This window comes from Streptomyces poonensis, assembly GCF_014650915.1.
Lineage (GTDB): Bacteria > Actinomycetota > Actinomycetes > Streptomycetales > Streptomycetaceae > Streptomyces > Streptomyces poonensis.
In genome coordinates, this window is sequence record NZ_BMVW01000005.1 from 177,729 (window position 1) to 191,407 (window position 13,679).

Annotated in this window: 14 protein-coding genes; 7 read left to right on the forward strand and 7 right to left on the reverse strand. The window is 72.7% G+C overall.

Translation table 11 applies throughout. The features are described from left to right. Positions 1–101: 101 nt before the first annotated feature. From panB to IE242_RS15710, 3 genes are all read left to right on the forward strand, one after another. On the forward strand, positions 102–1,025 hold the full coding sequence (gene panB, locus IE242_RS15700) for a 3-methyl-2-oxobutanoate hydroxymethyltransferase (RefSeq protein ID WP_229858959.1): 924 nt from the start codon (positions 102–104) through the stop codon (positions 1,023–1,025). 208 nt (positions 1,026–1,233) lie between these two features. Next, on the forward strand, positions 1,234–2,271 hold the full coding sequence (locus IE242_RS15705) for an ATP-binding cassette domain-containing protein (protein WP_189859561.1): 1,038 nt from the start codon (positions 1,234–1,236) through the stop codon (positions 2,269–2,271). Further along, positions 2,268–3,131: an ABC transporter permease gene (locus tag IE242_RS15710; protein ID WP_229858961.1), complete on the forward strand. Its 864-nt coding sequence runs from the start codon at positions 2,268–2,270 to the stop codon at positions 3,129–3,131. The genes IE242_RS15705 and IE242_RS15710 overlap by 4 nt, the downstream gene beginning before the upstream one ends. Positions 3,132–3,166: 35 nt before the next feature. Here IE242_RS15710 and IE242_RS15715 read toward each other — a convergent pair whose 3' ends face one another. Both IE242_RS15715 and IE242_RS15720 read right to left on the reverse strand, forming a co-directional pair. Beyond that, a complete protein-coding gene (locus IE242_RS15715; protein ID WP_189859563.1) occupies positions 3,167–6,523 on the reverse strand; it encodes an AfsR/SARP family transcriptional regulator in 3,357 nt (1,118 codons plus the stop codon). Positions 6,524–6,566: 43 nt separating this feature from the next. Next, positions 6,567–7,112 (reverse strand): Uma2 family endonuclease, encoded by a 546-nt coding sequence (locus tag IE242_RS15720; RefSeq protein WP_189859565.1) that lies wholly within the window; start codon positions 7,110–7,112, stop codon positions 6,567–6,569. 138 nt (positions 7,113–7,250) lie between these two features. Here IE242_RS15720 and IE242_RS15725 point away from each other — a divergent pair, with 138 nt between their 5' ends. Further along, complete coding sequence (locus tag IE242_RS15725; RefSeq protein ID WP_189859567.1) at positions 7,251–8,051, forward strand: site-2 protease family protein; 801 nt, start codon at positions 7,251–7,253, stop codon at positions 8,049–8,051. A gap of 10 nt (positions 8,052–8,061) precedes the next feature. Here IE242_RS15725 and IE242_RS15730 read toward each other — a convergent pair whose 3' ends face one another. The 3 genes from IE242_RS15730 to IE242_RS15740 all read right to left on the reverse strand — a co-directional run bounded on the left by IE242_RS15730 (position 8,062) and on the right by IE242_RS15740 (position 10,217). Continuing rightward, entirely contained in the window at positions 8,062–8,244 is a 183-nt protein-coding gene (locus IE242_RS15730; protein ID WP_189859569.1) for a hypothetical protein, read from the reverse strand. A gap of 115 nt (positions 8,245–8,359) precedes the next feature. Beyond that, the gene (gene npdG / locus IE242_RS15735) at positions 8,360–9,094 is read right to left on the reverse strand and encodes an NADPH-dependent F420 reductase (protein WP_189859571.1); all 735 of its coding nucleotides are present in this window, start codon (positions 9,092–9,094) and stop codon (positions 8,360–8,362) included. After that, a complete protein-coding gene (locus IE242_RS15740; protein WP_189859573.1) occupies positions 9,081–10,217 on the reverse strand; it encodes a sialidase family protein in 1,137 nt (378 codons plus the stop codon). Before IE242_RS15740 ends, npdG begins: the two co-directional genes overlap by 14 nt. 111 nt (positions 10,218–10,328) lie before the next feature. Between IE242_RS15740 and IE242_RS15745 the strand changes: the two genes are divergently transcribed. Further along, on the forward strand, positions 10,329–10,931 hold the full coding sequence (locus IE242_RS15745) for a hypothetical protein (RefSeq protein ID WP_189859574.1): 603 nt from the start codon (positions 10,329–10,331) through the stop codon (positions 10,929–10,931). 18 nt (positions 10,932–10,949) lie between these two features. Here IE242_RS15745 and IE242_RS15750 read toward each other — a convergent pair whose 3' ends face one another. Next, complete coding sequence (locus IE242_RS15750; RefSeq protein WP_189859576.1) at positions 10,950–11,174, reverse strand: hypothetical protein; 225 nt, start codon at positions 11,172–11,174, stop codon at positions 10,950–10,952. 75 nt (positions 11,175–11,249) lie between these two features. Between IE242_RS15750 and map the strand changes: the two genes are divergently transcribed. Next, positions 11,250–12,107 (forward strand): type I methionyl aminopeptidase, encoded by an 858-nt coding sequence (gene map / locus IE242_RS15755; protein ID WP_189859578.1) that lies wholly within the window; start codon positions 11,250–11,252, stop codon positions 12,105–12,107. Positions 12,108–12,296: 189 nt separating this feature from the next. Continuing rightward, on the forward strand, positions 12,297–12,962 hold the full coding sequence (locus tag IE242_RS15760) for a biliverdin-producing heme oxygenase (protein ID WP_189859580.1): 666 nt from the start codon (positions 12,297–12,299) through the stop codon (positions 12,960–12,962). An 18-nt stretch (positions 12,963–12,980) separates the two neighbouring features. Here the strand turns inward: IE242_RS15760 and IE242_RS15765 are convergent, their stop codons facing one another. Beyond that, the gene (locus tag IE242_RS15765) at positions 12,981–13,670 is read right to left on the reverse strand and encodes a PhzF family phenazine biosynthesis protein (protein ID WP_189859581.1); all 690 of its coding nucleotides are present in this window, start codon (positions 13,668–13,670) and stop codon (positions 12,981–12,983) included. Between the last annotated feature and the right edge of the window lie 9 nt (positions 13,671–13,679).

A 13,679-nucleotide genomic window follows, 5' to 3' on the forward strand; every position in this document is an offset into this window, starting at 1 on the left:
TCCCTGACCCCGGTCTGGTCGCACGTGACACGAGGTGCCACCATGGAAACGGTCCGGGGACGCCGTCAGGGCGCCTCGAGATGACAGAAGGAGCCGTTGCGATGACGCAGCTTCCGGCTGCCCAGAAGCAGGCCGAACAGGCCGAACAGGCCACGCAGTCCACCCAGCCCGCACCGTCCGCGCTGAAGCCCTCCGACGGCGGCAAGGCGCTGTACGGCGGCAAGAGCACCCGCCGCATCACCGTCCGCGACATCGCCGCCGCCAAGGAGCGCGGCGAGAAGTGGCCCATGCTCACCGCGTACGACGCGATGACCGCGTCCGTCTTCGACGAGGCCGGGATCCCGGTCATGCTCGTCGGCGACTCGGCGGGCAACTGCCACCTGGGGTACGAGACGACCGTACCCGTCACCCTCGACGAGATGACCATGCTCTCGGCCGCGGTCGTACGGGGCACCAAGCGCGCCCTGATCGTCGCCGACCTGCCCTTCGGCTCGTACCAGGAGGGCCCCGTCCAGGCGCTGCGCTCCGCGACGCGTCTGATCAAGGAGGCCGGGGCGGGCGCCGTCAAGCTGGAGGGCGGCGAGCGCTCCCACCGGCAGATCGAGCTCCTCGTGGAGTCCGGCATCCCGGTCATGGCCCATATCGGCCTGACCCCGCAGTCGGTCAACTCGATGGGCTACCGCGTGCAGGGCCGCGGCGAGGAGGCGGCCGCGCAGCTGCTGCGGGACGCGAAGGCGGTCCAGGACGCGGGCGCGTTCGCGGTCGTCCTGGAGCTGGTCCCGGCGGAGCTGGCGGCCGAGGTGACGCGCGCGCTGCACATCCCCACGGTCGGCATCGGCGCCGGTCCCGGCACGGACGCCCAGGTCCTCGTCTGGACGGACATGCTGGGGCTGACCTCCGGCCGCGTGCCGAAGTTCGTCAAGAAGTACGCGGACCTCCGCGAGGTGATGGCCGGCGCGGCCCGGTCCTTCGCCGAGGACGTCGTCGGCGGAACGTTCCCGCTGGAGGAGCACTCCGTCCACTGAGCCACCGCGGCACCGCAGCGGCCCGCCGGCCTTTCTCCGCCGGCGGGCCGTTCTCCGTCCTCCGGTCGGCGGGCCGTTCCCACCGTTCCCCGTGTCGTGTCGGTCACCTGTCGGCCCGCCGCCCCCCTGTCGGCCCGCCGCCCCCCTGTCGGCTGCTTGTCGGCGGACTGTCGGCGCTCTGTCGGTGTCTCCTGACACCGTCGTTCCCATGAAGCGAAAGCCCACCGACACACACACCGACGGCGCCCGGAGCGCCGTCACCGTTCGGGGCCTGGTCAAGCACTACGGGAAGACCAAGGCGCTCGACGGCGTCGACCTGGACGTGCGCGAGGGCACCGTCCTCGGCGTCCTCGGCCCCAACGGCGCCGGCAAGACCACCCTCGTCCGCTGTCTGTCCACCCTGATCACCCCCGACGCGGGCCACGCCACGGTGGCCGGCTACGACGTCGTACGGCAGCCCCGGCAACTGCGCCGCGTGATCGGGCTGACCGGCCAGTACGCCGCCGTCGACGAGAAGATCTCCGGCTTCGAGAACCTGTACCTGATCGGCCGGCTCCTCGACCTGTCCCGCCAGGACGCCCGCCGGCGCGCCGGCGAGCTGCTGGAGCGCTTCTCGCTCACCGAGGCCGCCAGACGCCCCGCCGGCACGTACTCCGGCGGTATGCGGCGCCGCCTCGACCTCGCCGCCTCCATGATCGGCAGCCCGGCCGTGCTCTACCTCGACGAGCCCACGACCGGCCTCGACCCGCGCACCCGCAACGAGGTGTGGGACGAGGTCCGGCGCATGGTCGGGGACGGGGTCACCGTGCTGCTCACCACCCAGTACATGGAGGAGGCCGAGCAGCTCGCCTCCGAGCTCACCGTCATCGACCGTGGCAAGGTCATCGCGGGCGGCCACATCGAGGAGCTGAAGGCCCAGGTCGGCGGCCGCACCCTGCGGGTCCGTCCGGCCGACCCGGCGGAGCTGCGCCCGCTGGCGGCCCTGCTCGACGACTCCGGCCTGACCGGTCTCGCCACCGCGACCGTCGACACCGAGAGCGGCACGCTGCTGGTGCCGGTCCTCAGCGACGAACAGCTCACCGCGATCGTCGGCGCCATCACCGCGCGCGGCGTCACGATCGCCTCCATCACCACCGAACTGCCCAGCCTGGACGAGGTGTTCCTGTCCCTCACCGGCCACCGGGCGAGCACCCCGCACCCGCAGGACGAGACCGGATCCGCCGGTCACGAGGAGACCGCCGCATGAGCACCAGGACGAACACCGTCATCGAGAAACCCGGCAGCGGCACGGGCGGCACCGCACCACCCCTCCAGGGCACCGCCGACGGCCGGATCGGGCTGCGCGCCCACGCCCGTCACACCGGCGCGCTGGTCCGCCGCAATCTGCTGTGGATCCGGCAGGACCCGGAGTCGATGTTCGACGCGGTCCTCATGCCGATCGTCTTCACCCTGCTGTTCGTGTACGTCTTCGGCGGTTCCATCGGACAGGCGCTCGGCGGCGGGCAGGACGAGTACGTGCAGTACGTCGTGCCCGGCCTGATGGCGATGATGGGCATGAACATCGCCATGGCCGTCGGCACCGGCTTCAACGAGGACTTCCAGAAGGGCATCATGGACCGCTTCCGGTCACTGCCCATCGGCCGGTCCTCGGTGCTGCTCGCCAAGATCGTGGTCGAGCTGCTGCGGATGCTGGTCGCCACGGCGATCCTGCTGGTCGTCGGCGTCCTCGTGGGGTTCGACATCACCAGCTGGACCGGGCTGGTGGCGTCCGTGGGACTGGCCGTCGTGTTCGGCTCCTCCGTGATGTGGATCTTCCTCACGCTGGGGGTGACCCTGAAGAACGCGCAGTCCGTGCAGGCGATGGGCTTCCTGGTGCTGATGCCGCTGCAGTTCGGCTCGTCGATCTTCGCGCCGACCCAGTCGATGCCCGGCTGGCTGCGGAACTTCACCGACTACAACCCGCTGTCCTCGCTGGCGGACGCCGCACGCGGGCTGATGTCGGGCGGGCCGGTCGCGCACGACCTGTGGGTGACCCTGGGCTGGTCGGTGGTGCTGACGCTGGTGATGGCGCCGGTGGCCATCCACAAGTACCGGACGAAGAGCTGACGTACACGGGACCGTGCCCCGGACACGGTCCGCCGTCAGATCAGGGCGCCGGCCTCCTCCAGCGACAGGCCGGCGCCCTCGGCGCGGGCCGCCTCGTACGCCGTGTCGTCCAGCACCTCCCGCACCGCGGCCTCGGCCTGCGCCCGGCACTCGATCTCCGACGGGCCGCGGAAGTGGCCGGGCGGCAGCAGCGCGTCGGCGGCGCCCAGGAGCCGGGCCGCGTCCCGCGCGCGGGCGCCGCCGTCCACGCCCGCGACGGCGATGGCGGCCACGGTGAGGTGGCTGGAGGCCATATGGGGCATGATCATCCGGCTGATCGGGTCACCGGCCTGCTCCATCGCCCGGCGCAACAGGACCAGGGACTCGGTGAAGTGCCCCTCCAGTGCCTCCAGCCAGGCCTCCACAGCGGTGATGAAACTCGTGAAGACCACGAAGTCGGCGGCCTCGAAGTCCGTCCTGATCAGCCGGATGTGTTCGCGCGCCGCCGCCAGTCGCCCGGTGCGCAGGAGCCAGATCGCCAGGAAGAGCCGGGCGGCGGGTCTGGCCTCGGTGTTGGTGTGGCTGTCCGCCACGACCTCGGCCAGCAGCCGCTCGCCCCGCTCGGCGTCCACGCCCTCGACGAGCGCGCTGCCCAGCCGGGCCTTCAGGACGCCCAGCTGCGCGCGGGCACCGAGCCGCTCGGCGAACTCCATGGCCCGCTCGTAGTCCGCGGCGGCGCCCTCGTACTCGCCCTTGCGCTCCTTCGCCTCGCCCCGTGCGGAGAGCGCCTCGGCCGCGCCCCAGGCGTCGTCGATGCCGAGGAAGAGCTCCAGCGCCTCGTCGGCGTCCCGGGTGGCGTCACCCGCCCAGTCGCCGCGGTTGGCGAGGAGATTGGCCCGCATGTGCAGGGCCTGGCCCAGCTCCCAGGTGTAGCCGAGCTCGCGGCAGCTGCGGACGGTCTCGTCGACCACCGTGCGCACGCGGTCCATGTCACCGCCGAGCAGCACCGCGTAGAACCACAGGAAGCCGGGGAGCCGGCAGGTCTGCGGCTGTCCGGGCCGGTAGGTGCCGGCGATCGTGCGCAACTTCTCCTTGGCCTGCGGGGTCTCCCAGCCCTTCAGGTCCATGTCCATGCAGGCGAGGTGGACGAGGTGCACACCGCGCCGGGCCTCGTCGAGAACCTCGGGACGCATGGGCGGCGGGCCGTCGGTGCAGCGTTCACGGAGATCGGGAACCGGGCGGGCGGGCCCGGCGAAGGGGTCGGGGCCGAGCGTCAGGACCTCGGTGGACCACTGGCGGGCCGTGGTGCGCAGGTCGCGCATCGTCCAGTACCAGCACAGCGACAGCACCAGGCAGAGCGCTTCCTGCTCGTCGCGCGCCTCGACGGCGTGCCGCAGGGCGGTGCGGATGTTGTCGTCCTCCAGCTCCAGCAGCGCGATGGCCTCGCGCTGGCGGGGGCCGCGCAGCAACGGGTCGGTGGTACGGGCCAGTTCGCGGTAGTACGTGAGGTGGGCGCGCTCGGCGGCGGCGCGGGCGCCGGACTCGTCGAGCCGCTCGCGCGCGTACTCGGCGACGGTCTCCAGGAGCCGGTAGCGCATCCCGCCGTCGGCCGAGGGGGCGGCCACGACCAGGGACTTGTCGACGAGCGACCCCAGCGCGTCCAGGGCGGCCGGGCCGCAGACGGCCTCGGCGGCGGCGAGGTCGCAGCCGCCGGAGAAGACGGAGAGCCGCCGCAGCACGTCCCGCTCGTCCTCGTCGAGAAGGTTCCAGGACCAGTCGACGACGGCGCGCAGGGTCTGCTGGCGGGGCAGTACGGTCCGGCTGCCGCCGGTGAGCAGCCGGAACCGGTCGTCGAGCCGGTCCGCGATCTGACGGAGCGTCATCATGCGCAGCCGGGCGGCCGCCAGCTCGATGGCGAGCGGGAGCCCGTCGAGCCGCCGGCATATCTCGTCGGCCGCCTCGGGGTCGTCCGCGACGGTGAAGCCGGGCCGGGCGGCGGCCCCGCGGTCGCCGAGCAGCCGCAGCGCGTACGGCTCCGCCAGCGGCTCCACGGGCCGCAGCAGCTCTCCCGGTACGCCGAGGGGTTCCCGGCTGGTGGCGAGGATGGTGAGTCCGGGGCACCGCTGGAGCAGCTGCTCGGCGAGCCGGGCGGCGGCCTCCACGACGTGCTCGCAGTTGTCGAGGACGATCAGCATGCGCCGTCTGCCGCAGTGCTCGACGAGCCGGCTGACGGGGTCGTCGTGCCGTTCGGAGACCGCCCGCATCTCCTCGGCGCCCGCGCCGCGCAGCACGGTCTCGCGGGCGCCGAGGGCGGTGAGGACGGCCTCCGGCACGTTCCCGGGATCGTCGACCGGCGCGAGCTCGGCCAGCCACACCCCGTCGGGCACCGCATCGGCGACGGCCTCCCCCGCCTCCTGCGACAGCCGCGTCTTCCCGGCCCCGCCCGGCCCCAGCAGGGTCACGAGCCGGGCCGCCGCCAGGTCACCGCGGATGGCCCCGATGTCGTCGTCCCGGCCGACGAAGGAGGTCAGCCGGGCGCGGAGGTTGCCGGGGCGGGGGCGGGACGGCGCACCGGGGACGGGCGGCGCCGGGGAGGCTCCCGGCGCCGCCCCGGCGGCGGTACCGGACGGCTCGGGAGGGGTGCCGGGCGACCGCGGGGCCGCACCGGGGACCGGCGGCACCGACTCCGACGCGGATTCGTTGAGCAGCTCCTCGTACACCGCGCGCAGTTCGGGGCCGGGGTCCGCGCCGAGCCGGTCCGCCAGCAGGCGGCGTACGTCCGCGTAGGCGGCCAGGGCCTCCGCCGGGCGGCCCGTGTCGCGCAGGGCGCGCAGGCGCAGGACCTGGAGGGGCTCGTCGAGGGGGTGGGTGTCGCAGAGGGCGGTGAGCTCGGGGAGGGACTGCTCGGCCCGGCCGAGGGCGAGGGCGGCGGTGAGGCGGGCGCGGCGGACGTCCAGCCGGCGCGCCTCGCGGCGGGCCGCCTCGGCCGTGCGGTCGGGGAGGTCGGCGAGGGCCGGGCCGTGCCAGAGGGCCAGGGCGTCGTCGAGGACGCCGGCCGCCTTCGCCGGGTCGCCGTCGGCCAGCGCGCCGATGCCCTCCCCGGCGAGCCGCTCGAAGCGGTGCAGGTCGATGTCGTCGGGGTGGGCGGCGAGCCGGTAGCCGCCCTCGGCCGACACCACCGTCTCCGCGCCGAGGATCCGTCGCAGCCGTCCGACGAGGGCCTGTACCGCGCCGGGCGCGTCGGCGGGCGGGTCGCCGTCCCACACCTCGTCGACCAGGACGGACACGGGCACCGTACGTCCCGCCCGCAGCGCGAGCACGGTCAGCAGGGCGCGCAGCCGCGCACCGCCGACGGGTACGGGTGTGCCGTCGGGGCGGAATGCCTGGGTGGTGCCGAGGACGCGGTAACGCACGGATCCATTGTCCCTGGGGGCCCGCCCGTACCGCCTCCGGGTTTCAGACCCGCATGAACTGGGAGGAGTCCAGGACGAGGGTCTGGTCGGCGACGGGGATCTCGATGGGGTCGCCGAACACGCCGGACTCCTCGTGCCGGTACTCACCGGCTTCGGGACGGGTCATGAGGGTCCAACGAGCGGTCAGCACGTCGACGACCAGGTATGCGGGGATGCCGCGGAGCGCGTAATGATCCGGCTTGGTGCTGTAGTCGCGCTTCACGCTCTCGGGAGACACGACCTCGACCACGAAGGGCAGCAGTGTTTCGTCGATCTCGCTCTTGTCCGTGCGCACCTGGTCCAGCGGAAGCGCCGAGGCGTCCGGCTCGGGCTTGTACCCCTCCCTCGGCGGGACGACCGCGAACTCACCCACCGGAGTCCAACCGGGCAGCCGTTCCTCGATCTGGTTCTCGATGCGCCGCTGAGTCGTCCTGTGCGCATGGGTGACCGGTACCGAAGTGAGCCCGTTCCTCGTCAGCCGGAGGCGCGCGCTTCTGGGGACCTCCATGGCTTGCTGCATGGACTCGACCCAGCTCTCGGCGATCGTCATGGCCACCTCCTCAGCCGACTCGATTACAGGGTATCGACTACCAGGAACCTCGGGCCCTCCGCAGGACGTTCCCCCCACACCACCGAGTACGGTCGACCCGCCCGCGCGCATTCCACACCCCATACCAGGAGCCCTCCCATGACCACCGCCATGTCCCGCCGGAGCGACCGGAGGATCAGCCCGGTCTTCCTCGGCATCGTCGCCGTCATGGCGGTCACGGGCTGGGCCACCTGGACCGGCTTCGCCGAGGAGCCCGGGGTCGCCGTCTTCCTGTTCGTGACGTCCGCGTGGATCGTCTCCCTCTGCCTGCACGAGTACGCGCACGCGCGCACGGCGCTGCACAGCGGGGACATCTCGATCGGGGCCAAGGGCTACCTGACGCTCAACCCGCTGAAGTACACGCACGCGCTGCTGAGCGTCATCCTCCCCGTCCTCTTCGTGATCATGGGCGGGATCGGTCTGCCGGGCGGTGCGGTGTTCATCGAGCGCGGCCGGATCCGGGGCCGGTGGAAGCACAGCCTGATCTCGGCGGCGGGCCCGCTGACGAACGTGCTGTTCGCCGTGGTCTGCACGGCGCCCTTCTGGCTGGGCGCGCTGGACGGCGTGCCGTTCGGCTTCCGGTTCGCGCTGGCGTTCCTGGCGCTGCTCCAGGTCACGGCCGCGATCCTGAACTTCCTGCCGGTGCCGGGCCTGGACGGGTACGGGGTGATCGAGCCCTGGCTGTCGTACAACGCGCGGCGGCAGATGGAGCCGCTGGCCCCGTTCGGACTGCTGCTGGTGTTCGCGGTGCTGTGGATCCCGGCGGTGAACGCCGTGTTCTTCGACGCGGTCGACGCGATCCTGCGCGGTCTCGGCGTCAGCGAGCTGGAGAGCTACTGCGGCCGGAACCTGTACCGCTTCTGGCAGGAGGACAGCGGCGTCTGCACCGTAGGCCTGTAGCTCTCCCGGATCAGCCCTGGGCCGCGGCCTTGCGCGCCTTCGCCTGGCGTACGTAGTACCAGGTCATGTTGGACGACAGGCCCGCGAGCAGCACCCACACGATGCCGAGCCAGCTGCCCTGGACGAACGAGACCACGGCGGCGGCCACGGAGAGCAGGCAGACGACCAGGGTGTACAGGGCGAGGCGGGGCATGGGAGGCGGCTCCTATCGACACCGTCCCGGCGGGGGACGGAACGGTCGGACGTAGTGGTACGGCCTCCAGTGTCCCCCATGCCCCGGTTCGCCTCGCACACCGGTCGGGTGTCGCTCACACGTCGGTGAGCCGCAGCCCCGCGTGGGCCTTGTAGCGCCGGTTCACCGAGATGAGGTTGGCGACCAGGGCCTCGACCTGGTGGGCGTTGCGCAGCCGCCCGGCGAAGATGCCGCGCATGCCGGGGATGCGGCCGGCCAGCGCCTGCACGATCTCCACGTCGGCGCGGACCTCGCCGAGGACCATCACGTCGGTGTCGATCTCGTCGGTCTCCGGGTCCTGGAGGAGGACGGCGGAGAGGTGGTGGAAGGCGGCCGTGACCCGGGAGTCCGGCAGCAGCGCGGCGGCCTGCTCGGCGGCGCTGCCCTCCTCCGGCTTCAGCGCGTAGGCGCCCTTCTTGTCGAAGCCGAGCGGGTTGACGCAGTCGACGACGAGCTTGCCGGTCAGCTCCTCGCGCAGGGACTCCAGGGTCTTCCCGTGCCCCTCCCACGGCACCGCCACGATCACGATGTCGCTGCGGCGCGCGGTCTCGGCGTTGTCGGCGCCCTCGACGCCGTGCCCGAGCTCCTCGGCGGCTGCCTGCGCCCGCTCGGCGGCGCGGGAACCGATGATCACCTTCTGGCCGGCCCGGGCGAGGCGGTACGCGAGGCCCTTGCCCTGCGGTCCGGTGCCGCCGAGCACGCCGACGACGAGCCCGGACACGTCGGGCAGGTCCCAGGGGTCCTTGGCGGGGGCCTTGGCGGGCGTCTGTGCGCTGCTGTCGCTGCTCTCAGTGCTCTCAGTAGAGGTCATGGGCCGACTCTACGTGCGCGGACCGTGGCGCCGGGTGTCCGGTTCGGGTGAGTGCCGTCACGGGGATCCGGCGGAAGGTGATCGTCTCGTACGCGCTGAAGTCGCCCGTCTCGTACAGCAGGCCGACGGTGGCGTCGTCGACGCGGACGAGGTCGGAGTACGCGGCGGGCAGCCCGTCCACGGTGTGGACCGGCCGCCAGGTGGTGCCGTGGTCGGTGCTGGCGCGGATCGTCATCAGGGCCCGGGCGCCGGGGTCGGCGGGGCCGGAGTACAGCAGCAGGTCCGGGTCGCGGAGCTGGAGGACGCTGCCCTCGACGACGGGTCCGGTCAGGCCCGCCTGCGGCCGGAAGGGCTTGACCAGGCTCGCGCCGCCGTCCCGCGAGTGGGCGTCGGCGCGGGTGCCGGGGGACGGGGAGTCGTTGCGGGTGTTGAGGTAGACGCGGCCGTCGGGGAGTTCGGCCGCGGTGGTCTCGTTGACGTTGACGTAGCCGTCGGTGTCGTCGTCGGCGTACCCGATGCGCCAGGTCTCCCCGCGGTCGTCACTGAGCAGGCAGTGGCCGCCGTTGTACCGGCCCTCGGTGCCGTCGTCCGTGCCGGTGGGCGGCAGGGAGTGGTTGGCGGGTACGACGACCCGGCCGGTGCGCAGCTGGAGGGCGTGGCCGGGCGTGGTGGCGTACCACCGCCAGGACGACCGCTTGACGTCCGCGGTGATCTCCCTCGGGGCGGACCAGGTGGCCCCCTCGTCGTCGCTGTGCCGCACCCACACCCGGCGCCCGTCGGCGGCGCTCACCTCGCCGCGGCGGATGGCGGTCTCGGTGGCGGCGGCCGCGTTGCGGACGTGGACGAGCAGGACGCGGCCGGTGTCGAGGACGACGGGGGCCGGGTTGCCCGCGAGATCGTCGCCGTTGCGTGCGGCGACCTCGAGCGGGCCCCAGGTGCGGCCGCCGTCCGTGGACCGCTTCAGCACGATATCGATGTGGCCGTGGTCGTCGCGCGAGTCGACCCGCCCCTCGCAGAGGGCGAGCAGGGTGCCGGACCGTGTGGCGACGACGGCCGGGATACGGAAGCTCGCGTACCCCTCCTGCCCGGCACGGAAGGGAACACTGGTCTCGATCTCGGTCATGCGGCTCTCCTCGGCGTGCGGGAACACGGTCGAGGGGCCCCTCTGCCCCGGCCGGGCGAATTCGCGGTGAACTCCGGGTCACGAGTGTCCGGTTGAGGCAGTATGCGCCGCATGGATGCCGTACGGGTCGCCCTGTTGCGCGACGTGCTCTCCGGGACCGAGTGGCCGGCGGCCACCCGGCGGTTCGCGGGGGCGCTCCGCGGGTCCGTCGCGTCGTACGGCGGCGGGCTGCTGCTGGTGGGCACGGCCGAGTACGAGCCGTGGCACCTGGCCGCGCACCTCGTCGACGAGGCGGCCTGGTCCGGCACCCCGGAACTCGCCCCGACGCTCGTACGGCACAGGGCGCTGCCCTCCGATCCGCCGCACCTCGCGGTGGGACTGGACCGCGTGGCGGCCGCCCGGCGGGGCGAGACGCTGCTCGTGGTGTCCCCGGCTGCACCGGGCGAGGCGCTGCTGGAGCGGGTGCACGACGCCCGGCGGGCCGGCGCGACGGTGCTCGCGCTCGGCAGCGGCGACCGGGACCTGGGCACGGCGGCGCACGAGTCGCTGACGGTGCCGCCGGACGCCGGACCGGACCTGGACACGGTGCAGCACCTGGTGAGCGCGGCGGCGGGCGAGAACTCCCTGCCCGCGCCACGGGGCCGGCGCCGGCTGCGGGACCGGCTGTCCCGGCTGGCGGACCAGCTGACGTCCCCGCCGCCCACACGCTGGTAGCGCGCCCGGGAGCGACGCTCAGTCGCCCTCCTGCCGCCGGCGGTCGTGCCAGCGCGGGTCCGTCTCCCACTCGTCGTTGCGCTCACGCGCGATGTCGATCGCGTGGGCGGCCTCCTCCGGGGACGTGTACGGGCCCATACGGTCCTTGCCCGGGCACTCGGGGCCCTCCTCGACCTTCCCGTGCTCCAGGCAGTAGTACCACTCGCCCGGCTTGCCGGCCTTGCGCTTCCTGAACAGGGCCATGCCCACCGCTCCTTCCGCCAGTCGCTCCAGTCGCCAGGAACATGGTCCCCCACACCCGCTGGTTAAACTCGCTACATGTCTGGCCAGTCGCTGCTCGCACCGGGGAAGCTCTCCCCCACCCGTACCGTTCCGGGACACATCCGCAGGCCCGAGTACGTGGGCAAGCCCGCTCCCACGCCGTACACCGGACCGGAGGTGCAGACCCCGGAGACGATCGAGGCGATGCGGATCGCCGGGCGGATCGCCGCGCAGGCGATGGCCGAGGCCGCCAAGCTGATCGCCCCGGGTGTGACCACGGACGAACTCGACCGGGTCGCGCACGAGTACATGTGCGACCACGGCGCCTACCCGTCGACGCTCGGCTACCGCAACTTCCCCAAGTCGCTGTGCACGTCGGTCAACGAGGTCATCTGCCACGGCATCCCCGACTCCACGGTGCTGCGCGACGGCGACATCATCAACCTCGACGTGACGGCGTACATCGGCGGCGTGCACGGCGACAACAACGCCACCTATCTCGTCGGGGACGTCGACGAGGAGTCGCGGCTGCTGGTCGAGCGCACCCGCGAGTCCCTGAACCGCGCCATCAAGGCGGTCAGGCCGGGCCGGCAGATCAACATCATCGGTCGCGTCATCGAGTCGTACGCCAAGCGCTTCGGGTACGGGGTCGTGCGGGACTTCACGGGGCACGGCATCAACTCGTCGTTCCACTCGGGCCTGATCATCCCGCACTACGACAGCCCGCACGCCACGACCGTGATCAAGCCCGGGATGACCTTCACCATCGAGCCGATGCTCACGCTGGGCACGCACGAGTACGACATGTGGGACGACGGCTGGACGGTCGTGACCAAGGACCGCAAGCGGACGGCCCAGTTCGAGCACACGCTGGTCGTGACGGACACGGGGGCGGAGATCCTCACACTGCCGTAGCCGCCGACCGTCCGCGCCATTACCGGATCCGAGCCCGCTCTGTCAAGAGAGCGGGCTTTTTCCGTGCGCGAAGGACCGATTCCGGGTAGCGTCTTTTACCGACAGAGCGTCGGGAAGGCGTTGACTTAGGTAAGCCTAACCATAGAAGATGCCAGTGGCTCTCGTCGCTCTTCCGGCTTGGAGGTCTGCATGCACCTGGACACGCCCGTCACGACGTTCTCGACTCTCATCCGCACCGCGTCCCACGAACAGCACACGGAGGCGGAGACCACGACGTTCATGGGCGATCTGCTCGGCGGCAGACTGGGCGTGGAGGCGTACGCCCGTTACACGGAGCAGCTGTGGTTCGTGTACGCGGCGCTGGAGAGCGGGGCGCGCGGTCTGGAGAACGACCCGGTCGCGGGGCCGTTCATCCGGCCCGAACTGATGCGCCTCGCCGCGCTGGAGCGGGACCTGGAGCATCTGCGGGGGCCCGGGTGGCGGTCGACACCGGCCGCGCTGCCGGCGACGCGGGCGTACGCGGACCGGGTCGCCGAGTGCGCACGCACCTGGCCGGGCGGGTACGTCGCCCACCACTACACCCGTTACCTCGGCGATCTCTCCGGCGGCCAGATCATCCGCGACAAGGCGGAGCGGACGTGGGGCTTCGCCAGGAAGGGCGACGGCGTGCGCTTCTACGTGTTCGAGGGCATCGCCAACCCGGCCGCGTTCAAGCGCACCTACCGCGAGCTCCTCGACCGGGTGCCCGCGGACGACCTGGAGAAGCAGCGGATCGTGGCGGAGTGCAAGCAGGCGTTCGCGCTGAACACCGCCGTGTTCCGGGCGCTGGGCGAGGAGTTCCCGCTGAGCGCGTGAGCCTCCCGGCGGTCACGCTCAGCGTTCGAGGACGACCCGTCCGCCCACCTCCACCCAGCCCCCCGGCTGCGGTGCGGTGAGGATCTGGGAGCCCGCGCCCTGCCGGATGTTCAGGGCGCGGCCCAGCCGGGCGGTGAGCAGCAGGGCCGCCGCGCCCGTCGCCTCGTCCTCGTCGATCCCCCCGGTGCAAGCACCGGCTCCACCGGAGCGGCTGTCGCCGCGCTCATCGATGCGGCCGGGGAACGCCCGGGCGCGGACCCGGCCCGCCGCCTCGTCCTCCCAGGCCCACGCGTAGATCCACTCGCCGGGCGGGGGCACCGGCAGCGCGTCCACCTCGGCCGCCGAGCCGTACCGGCGCAGGGTGCGCGGCGGCGCCCACTCCGGGCGGGCCTCGATCCAGCTGAACTCGCCGTCCTGCCGGGCGCCGACGACGCCTGCGGGCGTGACCAGTTCCGGGACGTCGAGCAGCCAGGCCGTGCCCACACAGGGGTGCCCGGCGAACGGCAGCCGGAGCGTCGGGGTGTAGATGTCGACGACCCCGCGCTCGGGGTCGTCCACGAACACGGTCTCGCTGAAGCCCAGTTTGGCGGCGAACTCCTGCCGGTCGGCGGGGTCCGGCAGCACCGAGCCCTCGCGGACGACACCGAGTTCGTTGCCGTGTCCGCCGCGGGGACCGCAGAACACCCGCAGCACGTCGTAACCAGTCACCCGCGCATT

What these genes read in the sequence shown, in the direction of transcription:
- panB (WP_229858959.1), top strand. Translation starts at nt 102, where the DNA reads ATGACGCAGCTTCCGGCTGCCCAGAAGCAGGCCGAACAGGCCGAACAG.
- IE242_RS15705 (WP_189859561.1), top strand. Translation starts at nt 1,234, where the DNA reads ATGAAGCGAAAGCCCACCGACACACACACCGACGGCGCCCGGAGCGCC.
- IE242_RS15710 (WP_229858961.1), top strand. Translation starts at nt 2,268, where the DNA reads ATGAGCACCAGGACGAACACCGTCATCGAGAAACCCGGCAGCGGCACG.
- IE242_RS15720 (WP_189859565.1), bottom strand. Translation starts at nt 7,112, where the DNA reads ATGACGATCGCCGAGAGCTGGGTCGAGTCCATGCAGCAAGCCATGGAG.
- IE242_RS15725 (WP_189859567.1), top strand. Translation starts at nt 7,251, where the DNA reads ATGACCACCGCCATGTCCCGCCGGAGCGACCGGAGGATCAGCCCGGTC.
- IE242_RS15730 (WP_189859569.1), bottom strand. Translation starts at nt 8,244, where the DNA reads ATGCCCCGCCTCGCCCTGTACACCCTGGTCGTCTGCCTGCTCTCCGTG.
- npdG (WP_189859571.1), bottom strand. Translation starts at nt 9,094, where the DNA reads ATGACCTCTACTGAGAGCACTGAGAGCAGCGACAGCAGCGCACAGACG.
- IE242_RS15740 (WP_189859573.1), bottom strand. Translation starts at nt 10,217, where the DNA reads ATGACCGAGATCGAGACCAGTGTTCCCTTCCGTGCCGGGCAGGAGGGG.
- IE242_RS15745 (WP_189859574.1), top strand. Translation starts at nt 10,329, where the DNA reads ATGGATGCCGTACGGGTCGCCCTGTTGCGCGACGTGCTCTCCGGGACC.
- IE242_RS15750 (WP_189859576.1), bottom strand. Translation starts at nt 11,174, where the DNA reads ATGGCCCTGTTCAGGAAGCGCAAGGCCGGCAAGCCGGGCGAGTGGTAC.
- map (WP_189859578.1), top strand. Translation starts at nt 11,250, where the DNA reads ATGTCTGGCCAGTCGCTGCTCGCACCGGGGAAGCTCTCCCCCACCCGT.
- IE242_RS15760 (WP_189859580.1), top strand. Translation starts at nt 12,297, where the DNA reads ATGCACCTGGACACGCCCGTCACGACGTTCTCGACTCTCATCCGCACC.